Genomic DNA, 26,355 nt, shown 5'->3' with positions numbered 1-26,355 from the left:
CACTGCAGCGCTCTCCGCGCCGCCACTGCATTTGTCCCCTACCCCATGTCACGCAAACCCAAAAAAGGCTACTACGTCAAAGGTCACTTCGTTGCCGAAGGCAGCGAACTCGACCTGCAGCTCAAGGCCGAACTCAAAGGCACCCCCGACTCCAGCAAGACGGATCTCAAGCGCGAGTCCGACGCCCTGCAGGACCTCGGCAAGGATTTGCTGACGCTGCGCTCCGACCTGTTCAAGCGCCTGCAATTGCCCGACCAGCTGGCCGATGCCCTGGCCGAGGCCAAGCGCATCACCAATTTCGAAGGCAAGCGCCGCCAGATGCAATTCGTCGGCAAGCTCATGCGCAAGCTGGACGATACCGAGATCGCCGCCGTGCGCGCGGCACTGGACGAGCAGCACAACGGCTCGGCCGCCGAGAAGATGGCCCTGCACGCCGCCGAGCAATGGCGCGACCGCCTGATTGCCGAGGAATCGGCCCTGTCCATCTGGCTGGACTATTTCCCCGACACCGACACCCAGCAACTGCGCGCCCTGATCCGCCAGGCCCGCAAGGACATGCCGGGCGCCCATGAGGCCAATGTGCAGGAATCCACCGGCCTGGCCCAGCGCAAGGGCCGCGCCTACCGCGACCTGTTCCAGCTGGTTCGCCAGCAGTTGGGCGGCACGGGCCGCGAGACTGCCGAGGACGGTGATGGCGCTGGCGAGGAAGCTGACGATGAGTGAACCCGTCCATGACGCTGTGCGCATCGGCATCGTCTCGATCAGCGACCGTGCCAGCAGCGGCGTCTATGAGGACAAGGGCCTGCCGGCCCTGCAGGACTGGCTCACCCGCGCGCTCAGGAACCCCATCACGTTCGAGCCGCGCCTGATCCCCGACGAGCAGGCCGGCATCAGCGCCACGCTGATCGAACTGGTCGATGCAGGCTGCTCCCTGGTGCTGACCACGGGCGGCACCGGCCCCGCTCTGCGCGATGTCACGCCCGAAGCCACCCTGGCCGTGGCCGACAAGGAAATGCCGGGCTTTGGCGAGCAGATGCGCCAGATCAGCCTGGCCTTTGTGCCCACGGCGATTCTGTCGCGCCAGGTGGCGGTGATCCGCGGCAAGAGCCTGATCATCAACCTGCCGGGCCAGCCCAAGGCCATCGCCGAGACTCTGCAAGGCCTGCAAAACCCTGATGGCACGCAAACGGTCAACGGCATCTTTGCGGCCGTGCCCTATTGCGTGGACCTGATCGGCGGGCCCTATCTGGAAACGGATGACAGCGTGTGCAAGGCCTTCCGGCCCAAGAATGCCGTGCGCGCGCCGCGCACTGCTGACTGAGTTCCAGGCCAGGAGGCCCCTCACGGTGCATCCAACAAGGCAGCCTCAGGGCTGCCTTTTTTGCGGCCGCACGGCCTGACTGTCGCACCGGGGCCACCAAGCCCGTGCTTGCCCCAATGCGGCAGGCCCCTGTCCCTGCCAGCATGGAATCACCCCGGCCCCTGCGCAACAGCAGCGGGCTTTTTCCATCCAAAGCAAGGAGACTTCATGCAGCAACGCCCCAAGACATCGCTGATGACACCGCTGGCCCTGGCACTGTGCGCCGCCGCACTGGCAACGCCGGCCCTGGCGCAGCAGGACAAGGTTCGGATCGGCTTCATCACCGACATGTCCAGTCTCTATGCCGATGTCGAGGGCAAGAACGGCGCCGTGGCGATACAGATGGCCATCGACGACTACGGCGGCAAGCTGCTGGGCAAGCCCATCGAGCTGCTGACGGCCGACCACCAGAACAAGGCCGACATTGCCGCCAGCAAGGCGCGCGAGTGGATTGACACGCAGGGCATCAGCCTGGTGTTTGGCGGCACCAACTCGGCCACGGCCCTGTCCATGGCCAAGGTGGCGCAGGAGAAAAAGCGGGTCTTCATCGACAACGGCGCGGGCAGCTCGGCGCTGACCAACGAGCAGTGCAGCCCCTACACCGTGCACTACGCCTTCGACACCGTGGCCCTGGCCAAGGGCACGGGCGCGGCCGTGGTGGAGGCCGGCGGCAAGAGCTGGTACTTCGTGACGGCCGACTATGCCTTCGGCCATGCGCTGGAGGCGGACACCACCAAGATCATCGAGGCGCGCGGCGGCAAGGTGCTGGGCTCGGTCAAGACGCCGCTGAACGCCAGCGACTTCTCCAGCTTCATGCTGCAGGCGCAGAACTCCAAGGCCCAGATCCTGGGCCTGGCCAACGCGGGTGGCGACACCATCAACTCCATCAAGGCCGCGCGCGAGTTCGGCGTGACCAAGGACATGAAGCTGGCCGGCCTGCTGGTGTTCTTCACCGACGTGCACAGCCTGGGCCTGAAGAACACCCAGGGCATGCAGTTCACCACCAGCTGGTACTGGGACATGAACGATGCCTCGCGCAAGTTCGCCGATGCCTTCATGGCCAAGACCCAGCGCCGCCCCAGCGAGATCCAGGCGGCCGACTACTCGGCCACCATGAACTGGCTCAAGGCCGTGGAGAAGGCCGGCACGCTGGACGCCGACAAGGTCATGGCCACCTGGCGCGGCATGAAGATGGATGACTTCTTCGGCAGCGGCTACCTGCGCGAGGACGGCCGCTACGTGCACGACATGTACCTGATGGAAGTGAAATCCCCCGCCGAATCCAAGGGCACCTGGGACTACTACAAGCTGGTCAAGAAGCTGCCGGCCGAGCAGGTCTGGACGACGAAGGCAGAGAGCAAGTGCCAATACTGGCGCTGAACTTGCGGTGAGCCGGGGGGCAGCCCGGCCGCTCCCGCCCCTCGCTTTTCTCCACTGAATCTCCATGCCTTGGTCAATGCCGGGACATCGAACCGCGCCAGACTGGTAAGTTCGAGCATTGGGCGCGGCGCCGGGCAGGAACTTCTTCCCCTGCGGCCGACCGCGCGGCAGGGGAAGAATGAAGTTCAATCGCAAGTGGACCATTGGCGCCGTGGTGGGTGCCTGCATCATCGCCGGGGGCGCACTGTGGAAGGCCAGCGCCAAGCCCGCCACCCGGTACGCGACGGCCGCCGTCACCGTGGGCAACCTGGAGCAGACCGTGCTGGCCGTGGGCCGGCTGCATGCCAAGGAGCTGGTTGCCGTGGGCGCCCAGGTCTCCGGACAGGTCAAGCGCCTGCATGTGGAACTGGGCCAGCAGGTCAAGGCCGGCGACCTGATCGCCGAAGTCGATGCCCAGCCGCAGCGCATCAAGCTGCGCAATGCCGAGGCCTCGGTCACCGCGCTGCAGGCCCAGCTGGCCGCGCGGCGCGCGGCCCTCGTCCAGGCCCGGCTCACCTTCCAGCGCCAGCAGGAACTGCTGCAGGCCGACGCCACCTCGCGCGCCGACCATGAGGCCGCCAAAGCGGCGCTGGACACGGCCCAGGCCGAGGTCGGCGCCCTGCAGGCCCAGATCGAGCAGGCACGCACCCAGGTGGAGACCGAGCGCATCAACCTGGGCTACACCCGCATCGTCGCGCCCATGGACGGCGTGATCGTGGCCGTGGTCACCAAGCAGGGCCAGACACTGAACTCCTTCCAGACCACGCCCACCATCGTCATGCTGGCCAAGCTCGACGTGATGACCGTGCGTGCCGAGATTGCCGAGGCCGACGTGGACAAGATCCAGCTCGGCCAGACCGCATGGTTCACCACGCTGGGCAGCAACCGCCAAAAACACATGGCGAAGATTGAGCGCATCGAGCCCGCACCCACCTCCATCGTCAATGACGCGGGCGGCGGTGCCTCGCCCGCTGCGGCCACGCCCGCCGCCAAGGCCATCTACTACAACGCCCAGTTCGACGTGCCCAACCCAGACGGCAAGCTGCGCCCTTCCATGACCGCCCAGGTCACCGTGCGCGTGGCCCAGGCCGACAAGGCCGTGCTGGTGCCGGCCGCCGCACTGGGCAGCCGGGCAGAGGACGACAGCTACACCGTGCGCGTGCGTGACGGCGAAGGCAAGGTCGCCGAGCGCAAGGTGCGCATCGGCCTGCGCACCAATGCCCAGGCCCAGGTGCTGTCGGGCCTGGAGGCGGGCGAGCAGGTGGTGATCGGCGAGGCGGGCCCGAACAACGCCCCCGCCGCAGACCCCATGGGAATGTGAGCATGGACCAGCCATTGCTGCAGATGCGGGGACTGCGCAGGGAGTTCCCCGCCGGTGACACCACGGTCGCCGTGCTCAAGGACATCGACCTGACCATCGAGGCCGGCGAGATGGTGGCCATCGTCGGCGCCTCGGGCTCGGGCAAGTCCACGCTGATGAACATCCTCGGCTGCCTGGACCATCCGACCTCGGGCAGCTACCGCATCGCCGGCCGCGAGACCGGCGAGCTGGGCCCCGATGCGCTGGCCGCGCTGCGGCGCGAGCATTTCGGCTTCATCTTCCAGCGCTACCACCTGCTGGCCGACCTCACGGCCCAGGGCAATGTGGAGCTGCCATCGGTCTACGCCGGCACGGCGCCCACGGACCGCCATGCGCGCTCGGCCGCCCTGCTCGAACGCCTGGGCCTGGCCGACCGCATGCAGCACCGGCCGGGCCAGCTGTCGGGCGGGCAGCAGCAGCGCGTGTCCATTGCCCGCGCGCTGATGAACGGCGGCGCCGTCATCCTGGCCGACGAGCCCACGGGCGCGCTGGACAAGGCCAGCGGCGAGCAGGTCATGCGCATCCTGCAGGAGCTGCATGCCGACGGCCACACCATCATCCTGGTCACGCACGACATGGCCGTGGCGGCCCACGCCTCGCGCGTGATCGAGATCAGCGACGGCGCCATCATCGCGGACCGGCGCAGCGCCCCGCATGAAAGCAAGCCCCCGCTGGAGGCCACAGCCGCCCCGCGCGCCGCCTCCTGGCGCATGTTCGGCGACCGCTTCGGCGAAGCGCTGCGCATGGCGCTGCGGGCCATGAACGCGCACCGCCTGCGCACCTTCCTGACCATGCTGGGCATCATCATCGGCATCTCTGCCGTGGTCTCGGTGGTGGCGCTGGGGCGCGGCGCGCAGCAGCAGGTGATGAACCAGATCAGCGAGCTGGGCACGAACACGCTGGACATCTTCCCGGGCAAGGACTTCGGAGACACGCGCGCCGCCGCCATCGAGACCCTGGTCGCCGCCGATGCCCAGGCCCTGGCCGAGCAGCCCTACGTGGACAGCGCCACGCCCAACGTATCGGTCAGCGTCACGGCGCTGTACCGCGAGAACGCGGCCATGGCCCAGGTGACGGGCGTGGGCTTCGAGCACTTCCGCGTGAAGGGCCTGCGCCTGGCGTCAGGGCGGTTCTTCGACCAGCGCGACGTGGACCTGCACGCCCAGGTCGCGGTCATCGACCAGAAGGCCGCCACCGCGCTCTTCCCCGGCAACCCCAGCCCGTTGGGCGAGGTGGTGATGCTGGGCGAGATGCCCGTGGAGATCGTGGGCGTGCTGCGCCCCGCGCAAAACAGCTTCGGCGGCTCCACGCCCACCTTCTTCGTGCCCTACACGGCAGCCGCCACGCGCCTGGTCGGCAAGTACCACCTGGACAGCATCACGCTGCGCATCAAGGACGAGGTGCCGGCCGAGATCGCGCTGAAGGCGGCCACCAGCCTGCTCACGGAACGCCACGGCACCAAGGACTTCTTCGTCTGGAACTCCGACCAGATCCGCCAGGCCATCACGCGCACCAGCACCACGCTGACGCTGCTGGTCTCGGCCATCGCCATGATCGCGCTGCTGGTGGGCGGCATCGGCGTGATGAACATCATGCTGGTGTCGGTGACCGAGCGCACGCGCGAGATCGGCGTGCGCATGGCCATCGGCGCGCGCCAGTCGGACATCCTTCAGCAGTTCCTGATCGAGGCCGTGCTGGTCTGCATCGTGGGCGGCATCCTGGGTGTCTCTCTGGCGCTGGGCCTGGGCCTGGCAGTGAGCCTGTCGGGCTCCAGCTTCCAGCTGTCGTTCTCGGCCGCCTCCATCGTGCTGGCCGTCGCCTGCTCCTCGCTCATAGGCATCACCTTCGGCTTCCTGCCCGCGCGCAGCGCGGCGCGCCTGGACCCCGTCCAGGCCCTCTCCAGAGATTGACATGCATATGCTCAAGACCAGCGCGCTGGCATGCGCCGTGGCCCTTGCGGGCTGCGGCGCCATCACGCGCACCCCCTACGAAGCGCCACAGGTGGCGCTGCCCGCGCAGTTCGAACATGCGCAGGCATCGTCCCCGACAGCCACGCCCACGCCCATGACCGATGCCTGGTGGCGCGGCTTCGCCGATCCACGGCTCGATGCCTGGATTGACCTGGCGCTGGCGCGCAATCCTGACATGGCCACGGCCGGCATCCGCGTGCGGCGTGCCGCGCTGCAGGCGCAACTGGCAGGCCATGCGCTGCTGCCCCAGCCCAGCGGCAGCGTAGGCACGGGCGCCAGCCGCCCGCTGTCGGGCAGCCAGCGCAGCACCCTGGAGAACGCCAGCGCCACACTGGGCGTGGCCTGGGAGCTGGACCTGTTCGACCGGCTGGGCGCGCAGCGCGATGCCGCCGTCTTCGAAGCACAGGCCAGCGTGCAGGACAGGGATGCCGTGGCGCTGTCGCTGACCACCACCACGGCCAGCCTGTACTGGCAGCTGGCGCTGGCCAACGAGCGCCTGGACATGTCACGCCAAAGCCTGGAGTACGTGCGCCGCACCATCGACCTGGTGCAGGCCCAGTACCGCAGCGGCGCAGTGTCCGGCCTGGAGCTGCGCGAGGCCCGGCAGGCCCTGGCCGAGCAGCAGGCCCTGCTGAGCCAATACACCCAGGCCCGCGCCGAACTGCGCCAGGCATTGGCCGAACTGCTGCAGGGCGCCGAGCCGCCCGGTGGCGAGCCCCTGGCGCTGCCCGTGGCCGACCTGCCCGCCGTGCAGGCGGGCCTGCCCGCCGATCTGCTGGGGCGCCGCCCCGACCTGCGCGCCGCCGAACTGCGGCTGCGCGGCGCCCTGGCCGGCAGCGATGCCACGGCCACCAGCTACTACCCCCGGCTATCGCTCACCGGCAGCCTGGGCACCTCCAGCAGCACCCTGCTTGATGTGCTGGCCAATCCCGTGGCGGCCCTGGGCGCCAACCTGGCCCTGCCGTTTCTCAATGTGCGCGAGATGCGGCTGAACACCGCCATTGCACGCAGCCAGTACGAAGAGGCGGTGGTCAACTTCCGCAAAACGCTTTACGCCGCGTTGGCCGAAACGGAAAAATCCCTGTCCGCCCGCACCGAACTGGCCCGCCAGGAAGAGGCCCAGCAGCGCGCCACGCAGGAATCCGTGGAAATCACGCGGCTGTACGAGGCGCGCTACCGCGCCGGCCAGGTGCCGCTGCGCACCTGGCTGGACGCCCAGGAGCGCCGCCGCGCAGCGCAGCTGGCCCTGTCCGCGCTGCACCTGGCACGCCTGCAGAACCAGCTCACGCTGCACAAGGCGCTAGGCGGAGGGTGGCCGGCTTCCTGAAGCCACCACCCAGGGTCCGCCAGAGTCAGAACGAATGCGCCATGCCTACGTAGAAGCCGGTCTGGCTGCCGCCCGGCGCCGGGTTGTTGTTGGTGGTCTCCACCGAGAAGTTCGCATTGCCGCCATTGCGCACATTGCCCACGCTGGCGTACAGCAGCGTGCGCTTGGACAGCGCGTAGTCGGCGCCCGCCATGAACAGGTTGGCGCTGCCGCCGCCGTTGTTGACCGTGGTGCGGTAGCCCGCCCCGATCAGCGTCAGCGGGCCTGACACCTTGTAGCGCGCGCCCATCCAGTACTGCCGCGCCTTGTTGGGCACGCCGGCCGCGCTGTCGGGCGCGGACAGCTGCTCATAGCCCGCGAACAGCTTGAGCGCGGACAGCGTCACCGTGCCGCCCAGCGTCAGGTTGCGGGAGGTGGTGTAGAGATCGCTGAAGCGGCCATTGGCATCGCGGGCCACGTCGTAGATGGCGCGCAACTCGAACGTGGGCGCGGTATAGGACACGGACAGCGCATCCTTGCGCAGCCGCGATGCGCCCTGCGGCTGCTCGCCCAGGCCGGTCAGCGCCAGCACGCGCAGGCCGCCCCAGCTGGGCGTTTCGTACGAGATCATGTTGTCATGCCCGCCCCAGTTGCGCCCCCGAACCAGCGTGGCCGAGCCGATGAACTGCTGGCCCGTTGGGTCCAGCGCCCAGTGCGCATCCGAGATCGACAGGTCCTTGCCCAGCTTCAGCGTGCCCCAGCCGCTGCGCAGGCCCACGAAGGTGCGGCGGTTGAAGAAACCTGCGCCGTTGAACCTGGCATCGTCGATGCTGAAGCCCGACTCCAGCGTGAACAGCGCGTGCAGCCCGCCGCCCAGGTCCTCCTCCCCCTTGAAACCCAGCATGCTCGTGCCCCACTGGTTGCCCACGGCCCGCCACAGATTGCCAGAGCCCCCCGTGGCCGGGTCGTACACATTGCTCTGGTAGTCCACCCCCGCGACCACACGCCCATAGAGCGTGACCGAACTCTGGGCCTGGGCCGCCAGGGCCGTGCCAAATGCAAGCGCCGTGCCCAGCCATTGAATGGTTCTTCTAGCCATGTCGTCTCCTCCTCCCGATTGCCAGTTGGCGAAAGCCCTCGCCACGAGGGCCAGGGCGTACTGAAATCCTTGCCGGCCACGCGTGAAAACTGCGGCCGTGCAGTCAGCGCGTTCTTGTTCTTGTGCCTGCGAAGCCTGCGGGGCAACGCCGGTAACGGCTGGCCATGGAATTCTCGGTGGGAGAAGGTGGCTGGAGATAAACGATTCGGCGACGGACTGATCCTCAGCCATCACGGACCGCTAGGTGTTTTCCCAAGGAAAGGCCGCCGCGCCATCCACGGCGGCCACCGGGCCGCGCATTGCACGCAGCCCGGATCGGCTCAATGCCGCGCGATCAACGCGCCGTCGTATCGCTGCTGGCCGCCACGATGGGGATATAGAACTCCCCGCCCGCGCGGTTGAATTCCTCGGCCTTGGCCTGCATTCCGGCGGCAATGCCTTCCTGCTCGGCCACGCCCTTGGCAGCGGCGAATTCGCGCACTTCCTGGGTGATCTTCATGGAGCAGAACTTGGGGCCGCACATGGAGCAGAAGTGCGCCACCTTGGCGCTGTCCTTGGGCAGGGTTTCGTCGTGGTAGGCCTGGGCGGTGTCGGGGTCCAGGCCCAGGTTGAACTGGTCCTGCCAGCGGAAGTCGAAGCGGGCCTGGCTCAGCGCGTCGTCGCGGGCGCGGGCGCCGGGGTGGCCCTTGGCGACGTCGGCGGCGTGGGCGGCGATCTTGTACGCGATGATGCCCTGCTTGACGTCGTCGCGGTCGGGCAGGCCCAGGTGTTCCTTGGGCGTGACGTAGCACAGCATGGCGGTGCCGAACCAGCCGATCATGGCCGCGCCGATGGCGCTGGCGATGTGGTCGTAGCCGGGCGCGATGTCGATGGTCAGCGGGCCCAGGGTGTAGAACGGCGCCTCGTGGCAGTGCTTGAGCTGCTCGGTCATGTTGGCCTGGATCATGTGCATGGGCACGTGGCCGGGGCCTTCGATCATGGTCTGCACGTCGTGCTTCCAGGCCAGCTGGGTCAGCTCGCCCAGGGTCTTGAGTTCGGCAAACTGGGCTTCGTCATTGGCGTCCGAGGCGCTGCCGGGGCGCAGGCCGTCGCCCAGCGAGAAGCTGACGTCGTACTGCTTCATGATGTCGCAGATATCCTCGAAGTGCTCGTACAGGAAGCTCTCGCGGTGGTGGGCCATGCACCACTTGGCCATGATGGAGCCGCCGCGCGAGACGATGCCCGTGCGGCGCTGGGCCGTGAGGTGGATGTAGGCCAGGCGCACGCCGGCGTGGATGGTGAAGTAGTCCACGCCCTGCTCGGCCTGCTCGATCAGGGTGTCGCGGAAGATGGGCCAGGTCAGGTCCTCGGCGATGCCGCCCACTTTTTCCAGCGCCTGGTAGATGGGCACGGTGCCGATGGGCACGGGCGAGTTGCGGATGATCCAGTCGCGCGTGGTGTGGATGTTCTTGCCCGTGGACAGGTCCATCACGTTGTCCGCACCCCAGCGGATGGCCCAGACCAGCTTCTCGACCTCTTCCTCGATGCTGGAGGTCACGGCCGAGTTGCCGATGTTGGCGTTGATCTTGACCTTGAAGTTGCGCCCGATGGCCATGGGCTCGATCTCGGGGTGGTTGATGTTGGCCGGGATGATGGCGCGGCCGCGCGCCACTTCGTCGCGCACGAATTCGGGCGTGATGATCTTGGGGATGGCGGCGCCCAGGCCGTTGCCGGCCAGGCGCGCCTCGCGCGCGGCGTCCTGCTGGTACTCGGCCATCCATTCGCGGCGGCCGTTCTCGCGCAGGGCCACGTATTCCATCTCGGGCGTGATGATGCCCTTGCGCGCGTAGTGCATCTGGGTGACGTTGCCACCGCTCTTGGCGCGGCGCGGCTGGCGCTGCAGCGAAGCGGCCTCGGCCCGCAGGCGGGCCACGCGCTCGTCTTCCTCGCCGCGCTTGCCGCCGTCGTCCAGGGCCTGGCGCAGGCGGCCGGCGTAGTACTCGCTGTCGCCGCGCGACTCGATCCAGGCATTGCGCACGCCCGGCAGGCCGCTGCGCACGTCGATGGCCACGGCCGGATCGGTGTAGGGGCCCGAGGTGTCATAGACGCTGACCTGCTCGCCATTGGTCAGCTGGATATCGCGCACGGGCACGTTGAGACCGCTGTGCAGGCTGCCTTGTAGATAGCTTTTGGTGGAGGCCGGGAACGGCTTGCGCGACTGCGCCAGCAGGTCGGAAAAACGCTGTGCGTCTGGAGCTTCGCCGGCTGCGGGGGTGAAGATGGAATCGGGAGCGTTCATGTCGGGTTCCTTGCGTTCAAAGCGTCGATCAACAACGCTCCGGGAACCGGACACTCCTTGGGCTGTGCCAAAGGCCGCGCACCGGGCTATGCCAGTGTGGGCCTGCCAGGGCCGTATGGCCTTGGCCCCTGGTTGCCACGCACGCCAAGGCGCACGAGCAGCCTTGGTTGGCAAGGGCCGATGTGCGTTGGATGGTGGCCTGCCTGGCCGTTGCGGCCCTGCGTGTATCCGCCGTGGCGGACTTCCATCCTCTGACTTCGGCCCCGCTTCAGGGTCCCGCTCTTCTTCCGCCGGTATCAACCGGATCAAGTTCGTCGGGTTCGCCGCCTGGCCCATGCAGCGCATGGACCGGTTGGCATCTCAGTGCATCAGCACACCCCGGAGCAGAGCGCAGTATAGGGGATGGCAAGGCGCCCTTGCCCTGCGGGTTTGCCCAGGGGCCTGAAAGCCCTGCTCAGTCGAAGCCGCGCATCTGCGCCCATTCGGCCACCGGTGCGCGCGTGGCGCGCCAGCCGTTGATGGGGGCGTCCTTGTCCTCGTAGCCCAGCGCAATGCCGAAGGCCACGTGGTAGCCCTCGGGCAGCGCCAGCGCCTGAGTCACGGCGTCGTTGTAGCGGCGCCAGAAGCCCTGGGCGCAGGTCGCCAGGCCATTGGCACAGGCCAGCAGCATGAAGGACTGCAGGTAGATGCCCAGGTCCACCCACTGCGGCAGGCCCATGCGTTCGTCCACGGCCACGATCAGGCCCACGGGCGCGCCGAAGAACTGGCCATTGCGCGCCAGCTGCTCCAGCCGCGCGGGCTTGTCGTCGCGCGGAATGCCCAGCGACTGGTACAGCTCCTCACCATTGGCAAAGCGCCGACTGCGGTAGGGCTCCCAGAGATTGGGCGGGTAGGACAGGCCGGGCTGGGCGTCCTGGGGCTCGGCTTCGGCAACGGCGGTGAGCAGCTGCTGCAGCGGCTCGCCCGTCAGCGCCAGCACGCGCCAGGGCTGCAGGTTGCCGCCCGAGGCCGCTTGTGCCGACTGTTCCATCAGGGAGCGCACCAGCGCCGCATCGGGCGACTGGGGCAGGAAGGCGCGCACGGAGCGGCGCGCATGCAAGGCCTGTTCAACGTTCATGCTGGTCGGGGTCTCCGGTCTTCTTGGGGGATCTTGGGGGATCTTTGGTGATCTTGTGCAGGCCTACTTGCCCATGATCTGGTCGATCTTGTCCTTCTGGAAGGCCTGCGGGCGCTCGGACTCGCAGGGCACGCAGTCGCCCACCTTGCTGCCGGCCGAGAGCTTGGCAATGGCCTCCCACAGCAGCGCGATCTGCTGCTCATGCGCGGCCGCGCCGTCGCTCAGGCCGCGCATGGCCTGGGCCACGGGGTCCATTTCCTGGGTGATGCCGTAGGCCGTGAACGGCTGGGGTGCGGCGGCCGACGGGACCTTGATGGACTCGGCCTTGGCCGATGCCAGGTCGTGCTCGGTCACATCGGCGCTGTGGCCGTTCTTGCTGGCGATGATGCGCGCCGGAATGCCCACGGCCGTGGCGCCTGCGGGCACGGGCTTGATGACCACGGCATTGCTGCCGATCTTGGCGCCGTCGCCCACCTCGAAGCCGCCCAGCACCTTGGCGCCCGCGCTGACCACCACGTCGCGGCCCAGCGTGGGATGGCGCTTGGCGCCCTTGTACAGCGAGGTGCCGCCCAGGGTCACGCCGTGGTAGATGGTGCAGCCGTCGCCGACCACGGCCGTCTCGCCGATGACGACGCCCATGCCGTGGTCGATGAAGACGCGCTCGCCGATGACGGCGCCGGGGTGGATCTCGATGCCGGTGAGCCAGCGGCCGATGTGCGAGATGAAGCGCCCCAGCCACTTGAGGCCATGGTTCCAGCACCAGTGCGCCGGGCGCTGCAGCCAGATCGCATGAAGACCCGGATAACAGGTGATGACCTCCCAGGTGCTGCGTGCCGCAGGGTCGCGGTCGAGGATGCACTGGATATCGGAGCGCAGGCGGTCAAGCATCTAGGGGCTGGTTATTGTTGACAAGACCGCTCAGTCTAGCGTTTCGGTGGGGTGCTCTGCAGCATGGCCTTCGCAACACCGCGCAGGATGTGGATTTCCTCGGCGGTCAGTTGCGAGCGGTTGAAAAGCTGGTTGAGGCGCGGCATCAGCTTCTTGGGCGCAGCCGGATCGAGAAAGCCGATATGCGCCAGCGCCTGCTCCCAATGGCCCAGCATGCCGGCCACCTGGGCCGCGTCGGCGCGCTGCGGCGCGGGCGTGTGCTCCACCACGGGAAAGCCGCCCAGCGCCTGGCGCCATTCGTAGGCCACCACCTGGATGGCTGCCCCCAGGTTCAGCGAGCCAAACTGCGGATTGGACGGAATCGACAGCGCCACATCGCTGCGGTAGACATCGTCGTTGCTCATGCCGAAGCGCTCGCAGCCGAACAGGAAGGCCACGCCGGACTGGTTGCAGCGCGGCGCGGGAGCCGGTGACGGCACGGATGCATCGGCGGGCGGCGCCGCCTCATCGGGCGCCGCCAGCACATCCAGCGCCCCGCTGAGCAGCAGCTCGAAATGCTGGCGCGGCGTGCGCGTGGGCGGGCCGAAGTCGCGCGGCGTCATGGCCGTGGCGCACAGGTGGCTGATGCCGTCCAGCGCCTCCTCCAGCGTCTCGACCACGCGCGCATTGCCCAGCACGTCCAGCGCGCCGCTGGCCCGCTGGATGGTCTCTTCCTTGCGCAGCACGTTGGGCCAGCGCGGGCGCACCAGCACCAGGTCGTCAAAGCCCATGGTCTTCAGGGCGCGGGCGGCGGCGCCCACATTGCCGGCGTGGCTGGTTTCTATCAGTACGAATCGGGTTTTCATGGCGTCGCTGGCCTGCCGGCGCCGGCAGAGCCCCCAAGACGGGACAGGTTGCGCAGCACAAAACGGACAAGGCGGGTAAAATTGCGCGCTATTGTCGCCGCCCCGCATCGCCGGACGCGGCTTTTTCCGTTCTTACCCGCGTCAAACAGCCTGCTTTTGCCAGAGAGGACCGTCCTCTCCTTGCACAGCCGCTGCTCCGCCAACGCCTCACAATCTATGTCGACCAACCTGCATCCCATGCTCAACGTGGCCATCAAGGCCGCACGCGCCGCCGGCGCCATCATCAACCGCGCGGCTCTTGACGTGGAATCCGTGCGTGTCGCACAAAAGCAGGTCAACGACTTTGTGACCGAGGTGGACAAGGCGGCCGAGCAGGCCATCATCGAAACCTTGCTGGGCGCCTACCCGGGCCACGGCATCCTGGCCGAGGAATCGGGCAACGAGTTCGGCGCCAAGAACTCCGACTACGTCTGGATCATCGATCCGCTGGACGGCACCACCAACTTCATCCACGGCTTCCCCGTGTACTGCGTGAGCATTGCCCTGTCCTTCAAGGGCAAGGTGGAGCACGCCGTGGTGTACGACCCCTCGCGCAACGACCTGTTCACGGCCACGCGCGGCCGCGGTGCCTACCTGAATGACCGCCGCATCCGCGTGTCCAAGCGCATCCAGCTCAAGGACAGCCTGATCTCCACCGGCTTCCCCTTCCGCCGTGGCGACAACTTCAAGCAGTACATGAACATGCTGGGCGACGTGATGCAGGAAACCGCAGGCGTGCGCCGCCCCGGTGCCGCCGCGCTGGACCTGGCCTACGTGGCAGCCGGCTTTGCCGATGGCTTCTTCGAAAGCGGCCTGCAGATCTGGGACGTGGCCGCTGGCAGCCTGCTGGTGACCGAGGCCGGTGGCCTGGTCGGCAACTTCACGGGCGAGGCGGATTTCCTGGAGCAGAAGGAATGCCTGGCGGGCAATCCGCGCATTTATGGCGCGCTGGTCGGCATCGTTGGCAAGTACAGCAAGTTTGCTTCGGCTGGTGAGAAGGCTGGTGTGCGGCAGGCTTTGGCGGATTCGGGTGAGGCGGCTCCGGCTGCTGAGGCTGAGGCTGCTGAATCTGAGCAGCAGCCTGAGGCCTGATTTCGGCTTCTCCTGTCTCTCTTTAAAACAGCTCCTTCTAGGGGCTGTTTTTCATTGGGCGTGGATTTGGGTACTTTGTTTTTGACCCTGCGGGGGGTTGCTTTTCGAGGCCGGGTCTCGGCCCGGCGGCCGACCTACCTTCTTTTGCTTCGCCAAAAGAACGTAGGCCAAGAAAAGGCGACCCGAATGCCCACGTCCCTTCGCTTCGCTGCGGGCAACCTGCGCCGGGCCGCCTGCGGGGTTCGCCGTGAAACTCGTTGCGCGCTGCGCGCTTCACTCAAACATCACGGCGAGTCAGTTGACGAAGCAGTCCTGTCCTTCGGCAGGACTGCAACCCCGCAGGCGGCCCGACGCAGGCGTGGACATACGGGAGGGGTGAGAGGGGGTCAGGGCCAGGGTCAGGGGCAGCATGCTGCCCACTGCACGTTTGCCGCCTCTTTTACCTCGCGCGTGCGTTGATCACGGCCTCGGCCACGTTGCGCGGTGCTTCGGCGTAGTGCTTGAACTCCATGGAGTAGGTGGCACGGCCTTGCGTTTGCGAGCGCAGGGAGGTGGCGTAGCCGAACATTTCGGACAGGGGCACTTCGGCCTTGATGGATTTGCCGCCGCCGGCCATGTCGTCCATGCCCTGCACCATGCCGCGCCGCGAGGACAGGTCGCCCATGACGGTGCCGGCGTAGTCTTCGGGCGTCTCGACTTCCACGGCCATCATGGGTTCCAGGATGACGGGGCTGGCCTTCCTGGCAGCTTCCTTGAAGCCGAAGATGGCCGCCATCTTGAAGGCCATTTCGTTGGAGTCCACATCGTGGTACGAGCCGAAGGTCAGCGTGACCTTGACGTCCACCACGGGGTAGCCGGCCAGCACGCCGCTGGTCAATGCCTCTACCACGCCCTTTTCCACCGCAGGGATGTACTCGCGCGGCACCACGCCGCCCTTGATGGCGTCGACGAACTCGAAACCCTTGCCGGGTTCCTGGGGCTCCACCGTGAAGACCACATGGCCGTACTGACCCTTGCCGCCGGACTGGCGCACGAACTTGCCGTCCACGTCGGTGACTTTCTTGCGGATGGTCTCGCGGTAGGCCACCTGGGGCTTGCCCACATTGGCTTCCACGTTGAACTCGCGCTTCATGCGGTCCACGATGATTTCCAGGTGCAGCTCGCCCATGCCGGCGATGATGGTCTGGCCCGATTCCTCATCGGTGCGCACGCGGAAGGACGGGTCTTCGGCCGCCAGGCGCGACAGGGCAATGCCCATCTTTTCCTGGTCGGCCTTGGACTTGGGCTCCACGGCCTGGGCGATCACGGGCTCGGGGAAGACCATCTTCTCCAGCACGATGGGCGCGGACGGGTCGCACAGGGTCTCGCCCGTGGTCACGTCCTTCAGGCCCACGCAGGCGGCAATGTCGCCGGCGTGGATTTCATCGACCTCCAGGCGTTCATTGGCATGCATCTGCACGATGCGGCCAATGCGCTCCTTCTTGTCCTTGACGGAGTTGAGCACGCTGTCGCCCTTGTTGAGCACGCCCGAGTACACGCGCACAAAGGTGAGCTGGCCCACGAAGGGGTCGGTCATCAGCTTGAAGGCCAGGGCAGAGAACTTCTCGCTGTCATCGGCATGGCGCACGATGATGGAGCCGTCTTCCGCATGGCCTTCCACGGGCGGCACTTCCAGCGGGGAAGGCATGAGTTCGACCACGGCGTCCAGCAGGCGCTGCACACCCTTGTTCTTGAAGGCCGAGCCGCACAGCATGGGCTGGATCTCGCCCGCAATGGTGCGCAGGCGCAGGCCGCGCAGGATGTCGGCCTCGGGCAGGTCGCCCTCTTCCAGGTAGCGGTTCATCAGGTCTTCGCTGGCCTCGGCAGCCGCCTCCACCATGGACTCGCGCCACTTCTTGGCGTCTGCCACCATGGCTGCGGGAATCTCCTGGTACTCGAACTTCATGCCCTGCGTGGCCTCGTCCCAGATGATGGCCTTCATCTTGAGCAGGTCCACCACTCCGGTGAACTGCTGCTCCGCGCCAATGGGCAGCACGATGGGCACCGGGTTGGCCTTAAGGCGGTCGATCATCATCTGCCGCACGCGCAGAAAATCCGCGCCCGTGCGGTCCATCTTGTTGACGAAGGCCAGGCGCGGCACCTTGTACTTGTTGGCCTGGCGCCAGACCGTCTCGGACTGCGGCTGCACGCCGCCCACGGCGTCATAGACCATGACGGCGCCGTCGAGCACGCGCATGGAACGCTCCACCTCGATGGTGAAATCCACGTGGCCCGGGGTGTCGATGATGTTGATGCGGTGCTGGTCAAAGCGGCCGTCCATGCCCTTCCAGAAGCAGGTGGTGGCCGCCGAGGTGATGGTGATGCCGCGCTCCTGCTCCTGCTCCATCCAGTCCATGATGGCGGCGCCCTCGTGCACCTCGCCCAGCTTGTGGCTCACCCCGGTGTAGAACAGGATGCGCTCGGTCGTGGTGGTCTTGCCGGCATCGATGTGCGCGGAGATACCAATGTTGCGATAGCGTTCTATGGGGGTGTGGCGGGCCATGAAAGGACTCCTGGGTGCTGCGAAAGCGTAAGTGCGTGATCTGCCGGTTCGAAGGGTCGGATTCTCGCGGGGGTTGAATGAGGGTTGATGACAATTGGAATGTACGAAGACAATCGTACTATCTTCCGCAACTTCTTGCAGAACGATTCATGTTTTCACCACGCCATGCCCCTGTCTGCCAGATAACTGCCCGCGCCACGCCGCATCAGCGACGTGCGGCATTGCTTCCATGGCACAGTGGCGCCCCATCGACTGGACGATTCATGCTTGCCAACCACCCCGACCGCGAACAGATACGCCTGGAAAACCTGCTCAACGCCCTGGGCAACCCCCTGCGCCTGGCCGTGGTGCGCGCGCTGGCCGCAGGCCATGAGCGCGCCTGCGGCTCGCTCTTGCAGGGCCAGTCCAAATCCACCATGACCCACCACTGGCGCGTGCTGCGCGACAGCGGCGTGATCTGGCAGCGCCCCGATGGTCGCGAGAACCTGCTCTCCCTGCGCCGCGAAGACCTGGACGCACGCTTTCCCGGCCTGCTGGACGCGCTGCTGCAGGCCCTGGCCGAAGACCCGCTCACCGAGCAAGCCACGGCGGTGCACCTCAAACCCTGCCCTTGAAGCCCCGCCCCTGCAACGCAGGCGGCAGCCCTGCGCCCTACCCCTTCACAGCAAGCCCCACAGCAACGCCCTCATCCGCAAACCGCTTGGCCGCCTTGAGCAGATAGCTCACGGCATAGAGGATGGGGTCGTCGGCCTCGTCGCCATTCAGATGGTCCACCACATCGACGGCATAGCCTAAATCCACCGCTGTGTCGTGCAGCAGGCCCAGCAGTTCCTTGTCCTGCGGCTCCAGCGACTGCGCCTGATCGGCCTTGGCGTAGTAGATGCGCAGCAGGTCGCGGCACACGCAGTTGATGGCCGTGATGTTGTGGCGGGCGTGCAGATCCAGAACGTCCAGCGCGGCGCCAAGGTGCAAGACGGCGTCGATGGCCAGGTCTTCGAGGTTGGGTTGGGGAGTGGTGGCGAAGGTTCGTTGCTCAAATGAACCTGGGTGTGCGTGAGTCATGGCTCACAATTCTTGATTCGCGGGGAGAACGGGACCACGTTTTCTTTAACTCATGGCTGCGGCGCAATCGATCAGCGCAAGCTTCAGCAGCTAGCCACCGCTGGCTAACCTTGCTGATATCGAGCGTTCGCACATGGGCAAGGTGGAGCGGGGTAGCACATGCCGACCATCAGACCTTCAACCCAGCTTCCAACTTGTATGAAATCTGTGCTTTCCGTAAATGCCGTGCTTGATCAACTGGAAAACTTGGTCGGCAAAGACATCTGCTTGGTGGGCATCTTGCGATTCGAGTTCGAGGGGACGACTCTGGACCACTTCCCACTGTCGGAACGCCGCGTAGCGAAAGATGGGGGCCCACGCGAACCGTCAAGTGTGTGGCTGAGCGCCGGTCCAGGCGACCTTCAGTTCAACGATGTGCAGCTTCAGCGATGGCACGGAAAGCGAGTGACGGTACTTGGCACTTTGCTTGGTTCTGATGAAAAGCTCGGAGGATGTGGGCATTTCTCTGCGTTTCCTGCCGAGGTGGGGGCTCGATCTATTGAGCGGCTCTAGGCGGCCACCCGCTTGGCGCTACAGCAAGGTATGGCTGATGGCAGCGTGACGAATGTCGTTGCCATGCAGCGGGCGTGCTAGATCAATGTGAAAACACATCACGACCGCCCCCACATAACCTTGGGCGGCACTACCCAAAATCAGCGATTGGACCTGCACGCGTAACCGCTCTACTTCTCGTAACGGTGGAAATTGGGGGGATTACCCTGCACCAGCAGATCAAACACAACCCGCGCAAAGTTGGCCGCTTTGCCTGGATCGGCCAGCAACTGCATCATCTGGTTCTGATGGGCTTCACTGCTGTCCATGATGGCATCGTCTATCGCCTTGGAGAAGTCGCCTAGCATGGCCTGTTCGGGCGAGTTGTTCTCGATCTGCTTCATCACCTTAATGTTCTCGCCCACCTTGTCGCGGATCGTATAGGCGTAGTTCACCATGTCCTTGTCGGTGAGCTGGTCGGTCACAAACACCTCGTTCAGGCGGTCGATGATCTGCGACAGGAACTCTTCCTTCTTGTCCTGCGGCTTAGCCGTGCCCAGGCCTTCGCCGGGCACCAGCTTGTACTCTGCGCTGTTTTCTTTCAGCACCAGATCCTGTTGGCGGATCTTGGCCACGCGGTAGTGGCTGAGCACCACGTTGCCCAGGTCAATGTCGTCTTCGTCCAGCAAGGTTTCGCGCAGCATGGGCCGCAGGCTGCGCGCGTACAGGCTCAGCTTTTCCAAGTCGGTATCGTCGTAATCCACGATCTGCGACATGAACTCGTAAAACCGCACAAAGGTGCCCAGGTCTTTCTTGAAGATTTCGAGCGCGTCCTTTTCCTTCTGGCATTCCTTCAGGCTTTTCTCGGCGTTCGCAATCAGTACGGCATCGCCCGTCTTCTGGGTGCGTTCAAACATGTCCTTGGCGATCTTGAACGCCTCCACCGCTGATTTGTAGCGCAGCTGCCAGCGTTGCACCGCCGGCTTGCAAATGTTGGCAATGGCCGCGTTGCTCTTGTTCTTCACATAAAACGCCGCGCAGAACTGCTCCACTTCCTGCCACGTAAAAATGCCCCCTGCCCGCAGCTTGTCCTGCAGCGCAAAGATCAGGTTCGGGTCCGACACATCCAGCAGCTCCGCCGTCTGGTAGTACGGCTGAAACGCCTCCAGAATCTCATTCGACTCATTGAAGAAGTCCAACACATAGGTGCCCGTCTCGGCCTTGTTGGGGTAGGTGCGGTTCAGGCGCGACAGCGTCTGCACGCACTCCACCCCGACCAGCTTCTTGTCCACATACATGGCGCACAGCTTGGGCTGGTCAAACCCAGTCTGGAACTTGTTGGCGACGATCATCACCTGGTAGTCGTCCGAATCGAAAGCCTTGCGCATGTCGCGGCCCTTGAGGTTCGGGTTCATATTCGTCTCGGTGAACTTCTCGCCCATCTGGCCCGCCGCAGCCGGGTCTTTGTCGGTGAACTCCACCTCACCCGAAAACGCCACCATGGCGTGAATCTTCTGGTAGCCCTTCTCCGTTATGTACTTATCGAAACACTGCTTGTAGCGCACCGCCTCCTTGCGCGAGCTGGTCACCACCATGGCCTTGGCCTGCCCGCCCAGCAAGCCCATCACGTTGTCTTTGAAGTGCTCCACGATCACCATCACCTTCTGGGCAATGTTGTGGTCATGCAGGCGCACCCATTGGTTCAGCTTCACCTTGGCGCGCTTGCTTTCCACCTCGACATCGGCATCCTGCACCTTCAGGGCCAGCTTGTAAGCCACCTTGTAGTTGGTGTAGTTCTTCAACACGTCGAGGATGAAGCCCTCCTCAATCGCCTGCCGCATGCTGTACACGTGGAACGCCGCTGGCTTGTTGGTGGCGGAAGGCACCTCGTCCGGGCGCGGCACGCGGCCAAACAGCTCCAGCGTCTTGGCCTTGGGCGTGGCGGTAAAAGCAAAGTAGCTCAGGTTGCCCGATGCGCGGCGCGACGCCACCGTGGCGGCAATGATGTCGTCGCTATCCAGCTCGTCATCCTCTTGCCCAGCGTCTTTCATCAGCACCTCTTTGAGCTGCCGCGCCGTGGAGCCGCTTTGCGACGAATGCGCCTCGTCCGCAATGATGGCGTAGCAGCGCTCCTTCAGGCTCACGCTGTTTTCAATCGCCTTCAATACAAACGGAAAGGTCTGGATGGTGACGATGATGATGGGCTGGGCAGACTCCAGGGCTGCGGCCAGCTTTTCAGACTTGGAACCATCGCCCTCCTTGTTGTTGATGCGTCCCACCACGCCATCGGTGTGCTCAAACTGGTAGATGGTGTCTTGCAACTGCGCGTCCAGCACCGTGCGGTCGGTCACCACAATCACCGAGTCAAACTGCTTTTTGCCGTCGGCCTTGTACAGCGACGAAAGCTGATGCGCCACCCAGGCGATGGAGTTGGACTTGCCCGAGCCCGCGCTGTGCTGAACCAGGTACTTCTGCCCCGGCCCCTCAGTGCGCGCCGCCGCCAACAGCTTACCCACCACGTCCCACTGGTGGTAGCGCGGGAAGATCAGGCTTTCCTTCTTGTACTTGCGGCCTTCCCAGTCTTCTTTGTCTTCAATCTGCAAGTGCACAAAGCGGGCCAGGATGTTGAGCAGGTTGTCTGGCAGCAGTACCTCGTTCCACAGGTAATCGGTGGCGTAGCGGTGCACGTCCTGCGGCACATCGTTGCCCGCGCCGCCGTCTGCAGTGCCTTTGTTAAAGGGCAAAAAGTAGGTGCCCTGCCCCTCCAGCTTGGTGGCCATGTGCACCTCGTACTGGCTCACCGCAAAGTGCACCAGCGCACCGCGCTTAAAGGTTAGCAGCGGCTCCGGCTTCTTGGCCACCGGGTCCACGGGCAGGCGCGTGGTTTTGTACTGCCGCACAGCGCGGTCCACCGCCTGCTTGAACTCGCTCTTTAGCTCCAGCGTGGCCACCGGCAGGCCGTTGACGAACAACACTAGGTCAATGCGCCACGCCTTGGCCTTGGCACCTGTCTCCGCAAAGCAGGCCTCGGTACACCACGGGCTGTACACCAGCTCCGGCACCACGCGCAGGCGGTTTTTGGCGTAGCGGGCCAGCGTGTCCGGGTTCAGGCCGTGCTCGGGCTTGAACTGGCACAGCGACAGGCGCGCATTGCGGTCGCGCAGCTCGTGGCGCAGCACCCCCAGCGTGCCAAAAGTGCGGCTGTCTTTGTGCGTGGCGTTGGGGTCGGCCTTGCCCAGTTGCGCGGCGATCAGTTGCAAGAACTTCTGCTCCGCATCCTTAGGGTGGTTGGCGCAAAACCTTTGCCACTGCGCGTCTTGCGTCTCTTGCACAAAGCCCAGCGCATCCTCGGGGTACAAGGCCAGTTCGCGGTTGTACTTTTCCGGTGAGCCTAGCAACCAGCCATTTGCCAGCAACTGGCAAATGATGTCGTCTTGAAAGATGCGTTCAGTGGCTTGGTCGCTCATGGTCGGGTGGAGATTGGGCTGTGTGGGTTAAATCAGTGAGGCGGCAGCTTGCCAGTCGCACACGTCGATCTTGCCGGTGACGGCTGCGGAGATCAGAGCGGTGCGGCGTTCTTTGAGTAAAGAAATTTGGGACAGTGCCTTTATTTCCAAAGCATCAAATTTCAGTTTTTGCTCATCGAGAAAGTTTGATATCTCGACTTGCTCAGTGAGGGGTGGATATGCAAACCTAAATTGCCTAAAAGATTCTGCGGGAAGGTGCGCGATTGTTGATTTTCCCGCGCCGCTAATGAATCGCTCTTGGTGAACAGCATTGAAGAGGTGATAAAACATAAACCTCGTCATATCGCAATTAGTGTTCAGTGGGCGAAGTCTATGTAAGGCCTTTTGATAAAAACAAGGATCATCATTTCCCCAAATTGCACACCGACCAATCTCACCGCCTTCACAAACAATCAGATCTAGCTTTTTCACGGAATACCTATCCTGCTCATTTGGATAGAAATCCATTTGGGGGAGGTCTTCAGTATTGATTTGGTCCCATTGAACATCCGTATTTCTTAAGTAAGAGCCAAGGAAGTTTCCAGTTATTTTCTTGTCATCAAGCATCTTCCCAAGAAGCACTTCATATCTAAAAGAAAGTTTTGCAACGACCCAATGCGCAGGTACGTCGCCTAGCCACTCCACGCCGGAGTCTTTCATCGGGGCATTGGGGTTGAGACCTTTGGTGACGGCGTGGCTGATGACGGCTTGGCGCTTTTCCTTGAGCAACTCAATCAGCCGCTGCTGCTTTTCGATCAAGGCATCAATCTTCGCCGTTTCGTGGTCGAGGAAGGCAGCGATTTTTTTCGACTCTGTTTGAGGAACGGGAACCCTCAAAAGGCCAATAAAATCCCAACTCGCTCTCGGCATTTTTGAGCCATAGGTCGATGAATCAACTTGCGTGATGAACTCTTCGGTTAGCGTGAAGTAATTCAAAAATCGAGCATCTACTTTTTTGCTTTTGAGAACCAAAAACTCAGACGAACAAATTCCAGAAATATCGGCTAACCATGATTTGGCAAGATAAGGCCTCAATTTCCCAAATAAGACATCGCCACAAGAGAACGAACTCGAAAGTCCTTCAGGAGTTACGTCTTCTTTGGCGATGAACTTGCCGTTGTTTGATTGAACATTCTCAAGGCCAACATACTTTTCCGTAGTCTGCGACTCCACCTTCCTACCAACCAGATCAGCGACAAATTTGAGGCGAATGCAATCCCAGTGAGCGGGTATATCTCCAAGCCACTTCACCCCAGACTCCTTGTACTCTGGATAAGCCTGATACCGACTCACGAATGCACCTCACGCAGCAGCGCCATGATCTCGGCGCTCACGGCATCCAGATCGGCATCAATTTCCTCCAATGGCCGTGGCGGCTGGTACTGGTAGAAGTGGCGGTTGAACGGAATCTCAAAGCCAACAATGCCGATCTCGCCATCTTTGGCGTCGCGTTTGCTGGCGTCTATCCACGCATCGGTCACATGGGGCTGCACTTCGGCGATGAAGTAGGCTTCGTTGACTTCACTCACCGTGCGGCTGGGGTCCAGGGCGATGTTTTCAAAGTCGCGCAGCTCGCCATCGGCCTGGTATTCGATGACCTCCTGGTTCACAGCGAACAGGCCGTAGAGCGGATGGGCTTTGCCTTTGTGCACCTTCTTGACCACCTTTTCAGCGGCGGGGTTCTTCCAGCTCACGGCATCGGCGATCTGCTTTTTCTCTTTGGCATCGAGCGTGATGCCGGCCCGCTTGCTCGCCGCCTTGATGGCTTCGTCATAGGCATTGAAGTCGTCGTGCTGGGCGCTGCCGATTTCACTTTGCAAGGCGCGGGCTTTGAGCAGCACAGCCTTTTGCGCCAGCCAGGTTTTGGTGTCGAGCAGGTCTTTGATCTGCTTTTCCTTGAGGTCGGCAAAGTGGCGCTTGAGGTGGGCGCGTATCTCGTCGGTGTAGTCGTCCAGCTGGCCATAGAGGTCACAGTCGGCAGCGTCTTGCCAGTAGGGCTGGCCGTACTCGGCGTAGACCCACTGCATGGCCGCATTCAGGTTGCCTGACTCAAAGCGCAGGCTGGAAATGCGTTCATCGCTGAACTGCCACGACAGGCGCAGGGGGCGCTCGATGGTGATGCGGCGGTAGCCAAACTCGTGCGTGGAAAAAATTTTGCTGGCAAAGGTTTTGACGGCTTCGGGCTTGGGGTTGGCGGCTGGGCGCCCCCGGTTGCTTTTGGCTTCCGCCGGTTTGTTGAGCGCCTGCGCTTCGACCACCTCAAATTGGCCAAAGCAACGGGTGATGGTGGCAATGTCGGCCTCGTCCATCACATTGCGCTTGCTGCCCAGCGATTTGCGCATCTTGCCGCAGAGGTTGGTGCCATTGATGAGCTGCACCTTGCTTTTGCGCTCAGCACGCTTTTTGTTCGACAGCACCCACACATAGGTGGCAATGCCGGTGTTGTAGAACATGTCGGTGGGCAGGGCGACGATGGCTTCGAGCAGGTCGCTTTCCAGAATATGGCGGCGGATTTCCGATTCGCCCGAGCCTGCGCCACCAGTGAACAGCGGCGAGCCATTGAGGATGATGCCGATGCGTGAGCCGCCGTCTTTCACATCGCGGAGCTTGCTGATGAGATGCAGCAAAAACAGCAGCGAGCCATCCGACACACGCGGCAGGCCGGGGCCAAAGCGGCCGTCAAAGCCTTTGAGGGTGTGTTCGTCGGTAATGTCGCCTTCGATCTTTTTCCAGTCCACGCCAAAGGGTGGGTTGGAGAGCATGTAGTCAAACTTGCTGGCGTAGAGGTGGTCGTTGGACAGCGTGTTGCCGAGCTTGATGTTGCCGACCTCTTGCCCCTTGATGAGCATGTCGGCCTTGCAGATGGCGTAGCTCTCTGGGTTGAGCTCCTGGCCAAAGGCGCGCATCACGGCCTGGGGGTTCAGCTCGTGCACATATTCCATGCCCGCCGAGAGAAAGCCGCCCGTGCCCGCTGTGGGGTCGTAAATGGTGCGGATGATGCCGGGCTTGGTGAGGGCTTCATCGTCTTCCATGAATACCAGCGAGGTGGTGAGGCGCACGATGTCACGCGGGGTGAAGTGTTCGCCTGCCGTCTCGTTGGAGCTTTCCGCAAACTTGCGGATCAGCTCTTCAAACACCAGACCCATGTCGTGGTTGGAAACGACCTTGGGGTGCAGGTCCATGGTGCGGACCTTTTGCACCACCTTGTAGAGCAGGTTGGCATCGTTGAGCAAACCAATGAATTCAGCGAACTTGAAGTGGTCAAAAATCTCGCGGGCGTCTTTGGAGAAGCACTGGATGTAGCGCTCCAGATTGGCCTTGATGCCCGACTCGCCCAGGGTGCTGAGGTCCATGGGCGAGGTGTTGAAGAAGCTCAGGCCACCGGCTGCGCGCAGGATCAGCTTTTCTTTGGCCTCTTCGGCAATGGCCATTTTCTCGACCTTGGTGCTTTCAGCCAGCACAGCGGGCTTGCTGCCCTCCAGCACGCACTCCAGGCGGCGCAGCAGCGCAAAAGGCAGGATGACGCGGCCATATTGGCTCTGCTTGAAGTCGCCGCGCAGCAGGTCGGCCAGCGCCCACAGGTCGGCGGCGAGGTTGTTGGTTTCTTGGGTCATGTGTTACGAACGAGGGCTTGGGGTTTCAACCCTACGAAGGCGAGTATTGCACGGGCTTAGCGGTGGATTTCCGAACCGATGCACAGGCACTGGCCTACAAAAAAAGCCCGAACTGTTGCCAGATGCCGAGCTCAAGAATCTGTGGGAGGAAATCTGCATTGCCGTCCGAACCCGACCACCCAATGCGGGATCTGCATGAATCGCACCTGGCTGTGCGCAGCGGCAGATAGCCGCCGGCCGCATGCCGCAGATCAGCAGCACCAACAGGTCGATTGCAGCCTCCTCTGCGCTCCCACACACTCCCTCCACACCCCCACCCCATAATCC

19 protein-coding genes, 1 pseudogene and 1 riboswitch are annotated in these 26,355 nt (G+C 64.0%); of the genes and pseudogenes, 9 read left to right on the top strand and 11 right to left on the bottom strand.

Going from position 1 to position 26,355, the window contains the following annotated elements; genetic code table 11:
- The first annotated feature begins 45 nt into the window (after nt 1–45).
- The 6 genes from yjgA to BW39_RS15740 all read left to right on the top strand — a co-directional run bounded on the left by yjgA (nt 46) and on the right by BW39_RS15740 (nt 7,436).
- Nucleotides 46–723, top strand: coding sequence for a ribosome biogenesis factor YjgA (yjgA, locus tag BW39_RS15765; RefSeq protein WP_043822877.1), 678 nt, complete (start codon nt 46–48; stop codon nt 721–723).
- Entirely contained in the window at nt 716–1,321 is a 606-nt protein-coding gene (gene mog / locus BW39_RS15760; RefSeq protein WP_013803515.1) for a molybdopterin adenylyltransferase, read from the top strand. The genes yjgA and mog overlap by 8 nt, the downstream gene beginning before the upstream one ends.
- A 207-nt stretch (nt 1,322–1,528) precedes the next feature.
- Nucleotides 1,529–2,740 carry an ABC transporter substrate-binding protein gene (locus tag BW39_RS15755; protein ID WP_012204238.1) on the top strand — a complete coding sequence of 404 codons (1,212 nt, stop codon included), beginning with the start codon at nt 1,529–1,531 and terminating at the stop codon, nt 2,738–2,740.
- 178 nt (nt 2,741–2,918) lie between these two features.
- Entirely contained in the window at nt 2,919–4,100 is a 1,182-nt protein-coding gene (locus tag BW39_RS15750; RefSeq protein WP_013803516.1) for an efflux RND transporter periplasmic adaptor subunit, read from the top strand.
- 2 nt (nt 4,101–4,102) lie between these two features.
- A complete protein-coding gene (locus BW39_RS15745) occupies nt 4,103–6,049 on the top strand; it encodes a MacB family efflux pump subunit (RefSeq protein WP_043822875.1) in 1,947 nt (648 codons plus the stop codon).
- 1 nt (nt 6,050) lies between these two features.
- Nucleotides 6,051–7,436 (top strand): efflux transporter outer membrane subunit, encoded by a 1,386-nt coding sequence (locus BW39_RS15740; RefSeq protein WP_043822873.1) that lies wholly within the window; start codon nt 6,051–6,053, stop codon nt 7,434–7,436.
- Between the two features lie 25 nt (nt 7,437–7,461).
- On the opposite strand, the gene BW39_RS15735 is transcribed toward BW39_RS15740, so the two are convergent.
- From BW39_RS15735 to BW39_RS15715, 5 genes are all read right to left on the bottom strand, one after another.
- Nucleotides 7,462–8,514 (bottom strand): porin, encoded by a 1,053-nt coding sequence (locus BW39_RS15735; RefSeq protein ID WP_043822872.1) that lies wholly within the window; start codon nt 8,512–8,514, stop codon nt 7,462–7,464.
- Nucleotides 8,515–8,848: 334 nt separating this feature from the next.
- On the bottom strand, nt 8,849–10,792 hold the full coding sequence (gene thiC, locus BW39_RS15730; RefSeq protein WP_012204233.1) for a phosphomethylpyrimidine synthase ThiC: 1,944 nt from the start codon (nt 10,790–10,792) through the stop codon (nt 8,849–8,851).
- 265 nt (nt 10,793–11,057) lie between these two features.
- A riboswitch (TPP riboswitch) is annotated at nt 11,058–11,183 on the bottom strand.
- Nucleotides 11,184–11,246: 63 nt separating this feature from the next.
- On the bottom strand, nt 11,247–11,909 hold the full coding sequence (locus BW39_RS15725; RefSeq protein WP_012204232.1) for a nitroreductase: 663 nt from the start codon (nt 11,907–11,909) through the stop codon (nt 11,247–11,249).
- 63 nt (nt 11,910–11,972) lie between these two features.
- A complete protein-coding gene (gene cysE, locus BW39_RS15720; RefSeq protein ID WP_017407425.1) occupies nt 11,973–12,797 on the bottom strand; it encodes a serine O-acetyltransferase in 825 nt (274 codons plus the stop codon).
- 35 nt (nt 12,798–12,832) lie between these two features.
- Nucleotides 12,833–13,642 carry an RNA methyltransferase gene (locus BW39_RS15715; RefSeq protein WP_043822870.1) on the bottom strand — a complete coding sequence of 270 codons (810 nt, stop codon included), beginning with the start codon at nt 13,640–13,642 and terminating at the stop codon, nt 12,833–12,835.
- 216 nt (nt 13,643–13,858) lie between these two features.
- On the opposite strand from BW39_RS15715, the gene BW39_RS15710 reads away from it, so the two are divergent.
- A complete protein-coding gene (locus BW39_RS15710) occupies nt 13,859–14,773 on the top strand; it encodes an inositol monophosphatase family protein (RefSeq protein WP_016453855.1) in 915 nt (304 codons plus the stop codon).
- A 439-nt stretch (nt 14,774–15,212) separates the two neighbouring features.
- Here the strand turns inward: BW39_RS15710 and fusA are convergent, their stop codons facing one another.
- Entirely contained in the window at nt 15,213–17,315 is a 2,103-nt protein-coding gene (gene fusA, locus BW39_RS15705) for an elongation factor G (RefSeq protein WP_013803524.1), read from the bottom strand.
- Nucleotides 17,316–17,578: 263 nt separating this feature from the next.
- Here fusA and BW39_RS15700 point away from each other — a divergent pair, with 263 nt between their 5' ends.
- Nucleotides 17,579–17,929 carry an ArsR/SmtB family transcription factor gene (locus tag BW39_RS15700; RefSeq protein ID WP_043822869.1) on the top strand — a complete coding sequence of 117 codons (351 nt, stop codon included), beginning with the start codon at nt 17,579–17,581 and terminating at the stop codon, nt 17,927–17,929.
- Nucleotides 17,930–17,966: 37 nt separating this feature from the next.
- Here BW39_RS15700 and BW39_RS15695 read toward each other — a convergent pair whose 3' ends face one another.
- Nucleotides 17,967–18,377 (bottom strand): hypothetical protein, encoded by a 411-nt coding sequence (locus BW39_RS15695; protein WP_043822867.1) that lies wholly within the window; start codon nt 18,375–18,377, stop codon nt 17,967–17,969.
- A gap of 100 nt (nt 18,378–18,477) precedes the next feature.
- Here BW39_RS15695 and BW39_RS32245 point away from each other — a divergent pair.
- Nucleotides 18,478–18,548: pseudogene (locus BW39_RS32245) on the top strand (helix-turn-helix domain-containing protein); the annotation flags it as partial.
- Between the two features lie 195 nt (nt 18,549–18,743).
- Here the strand turns inward: BW39_RS32245 and BW39_RS32165 are convergent.
- From BW39_RS32165 to BW39_RS15685, 4 genes are all read right to left on the bottom strand, one after another.
- A complete protein-coding gene (locus BW39_RS32165; protein ID WP_268749024.1) occupies nt 18,744–18,878 on the bottom strand; it encodes a hypothetical protein in 135 nt (44 codons plus the stop codon).
- 221 nt (nt 18,879–19,099) lie between these two features.
- Nucleotides 19,100–22,375 carry a type I restriction endonuclease subunit R gene (locus tag BW39_RS15690; RefSeq protein ID WP_043822865.1) on the bottom strand — a complete coding sequence of 1,092 codons (3,276 nt, stop codon included), beginning with the start codon at nt 22,373–22,375 and terminating at the stop codon, nt 19,100–19,102.
- 27 nt (nt 22,376–22,402) lie between these two features.
- Nucleotides 22,403–23,665: a restriction endonuclease subunit S gene (locus tag BW39_RS30405; RefSeq protein ID WP_200871521.1), complete on the bottom strand. Its 1,263-nt coding sequence runs from the start codon at nt 23,663–23,665 to the stop codon at nt 22,403–22,405.
- A gap of 38 nt (nt 23,666–23,703) precedes the next feature.
- A complete protein-coding gene (locus BW39_RS15685) occupies nt 23,704–26,028 on the bottom strand; it encodes a type I restriction-modification system subunit M (RefSeq protein WP_043822863.1) in 2,325 nt (774 codons plus the stop codon).
- Nucleotides 26,029–26,355 lie beyond the last annotated feature (327 nt).

The organism is Delftia sp. RIT313, assembly GCF_000632165.1.
GTDB classification, from domain to species: Bacteria; Pseudomonadota; Gammaproteobacteria; order Burkholderiales; family Burkholderiaceae_C; genus Comamonas; species Comamonas acidovorans.
This window is presented reverse-complemented; position numbering and strand designations above follow the sequence as displayed.

What these genes read in the sequence shown, in the direction of transcription:
- BW39_RS15695 (WP_043822867.1), bottom strand. Translation starts at nt 18,377, where the DNA reads ATGACTCACGCACACCCAGGTTCATTTGAGCAACGAACCTTCGCCACC.
- BW39_RS15740 (WP_043822873.1), top strand. Translation starts at nt 6,051, where the DNA reads ATGCATATGCTCAAGACCAGCGCGCTGGCATGCGCCGTGGCCCTTGCG.
- BW39_RS15750 (WP_013803516.1), top strand. Translation starts at nt 2,919, where the DNA reads ATGAAGTTCAATCGCAAGTGGACCATTGGCGCCGTGGTGGGTGCCTGC.
- BW39_RS15700 (WP_043822869.1), top strand. Translation starts at nt 17,579, where the DNA reads ATGCTTGCCAACCACCCCGACCGCGAACAGATACGCCTGGAAAACCTG.
- fusA (WP_013803524.1), bottom strand. Translation starts at nt 17,315, where the DNA reads ATGGCCCGCCACACCCCCATAGAACGCTATCGCAACATTGGTATCTCC.
- BW39_RS15725 (WP_012204232.1), bottom strand. Translation starts at nt 11,909, where the DNA reads ATGAACGTTGAACAGGCCTTGCATGCGCGCCGCTCCGTGCGCGCCTTC.
- BW39_RS32165 (WP_268749024.1), bottom strand. Translation starts at nt 18,878, where the DNA reads ATGCCCACATCCTCCGAGCTTTTCATCAGAACCAAGCAAAGTGCCAAG.
- BW39_RS15715 (WP_043822870.1), bottom strand. Translation starts at nt 13,642, where the DNA reads ATGAAAACCCGATTCGTACTGATAGAAACCAGCCACGCCGGCAATGTG.
- BW39_RS15710 (WP_016453855.1), top strand. Translation starts at nt 13,859, where the DNA reads ATGTCGACCAACCTGCATCCCATGCTCAACGTGGCCATCAAGGCCGCA.
- cysE (WP_017407425.1), bottom strand. Translation starts at nt 12,797, where the DNA reads ATGCTTGACCGCCTGCGCTCCGATATCCAGTGCATCCTCGACCGCGAC.
- yjgA (WP_043822877.1), top strand. Translation starts at nt 46, where the DNA reads ATGTCACGCAAACCCAAAAAAGGCTACTACGTCAAAGGTCACTTCGTT.
- BW39_RS15735 (WP_043822872.1), bottom strand. Translation starts at nt 8,514, where the DNA reads ATGGCTAGAAGAACCATTCAATGGCTGGGCACGGCGCTTGCATTTGGC.
- BW39_RS15690 (WP_043822865.1), bottom strand. Translation starts at nt 22,375, where the DNA reads ATGAGCGACCAAGCCACTGAACGCATCTTTCAAGACGACATCATTTGC.
- BW39_RS15755 (WP_012204238.1), top strand. Translation starts at nt 1,529, where the DNA reads ATGCAGCAACGCCCCAAGACATCGCTGATGACACCGCTGGCCCTGGCA.
- mog (WP_013803515.1), top strand. Translation starts at nt 716, where the DNA reads ATGAGTGAACCCGTCCATGACGCTGTGCGCATCGGCATCGTCTCGATC.
- BW39_RS15745 (WP_043822875.1), top strand. Translation starts at nt 4,103, where the DNA reads ATGGACCAGCCATTGCTGCAGATGCGGGGACTGCGCAGGGAGTTCCCC.
- thiC (WP_012204233.1), bottom strand. Translation starts at nt 10,792, where the DNA reads ATGAACGCTCCCGATTCCATCTTCACCCCCGCAGCCGGCGAAGCTCCA.
- BW39_RS15685 (WP_043822863.1), bottom strand. Translation starts at nt 26,028, where the DNA reads ATGACCCAAGAAACCAACAACCTCGCCGCCGACCTGTGGGCGCTGGCC.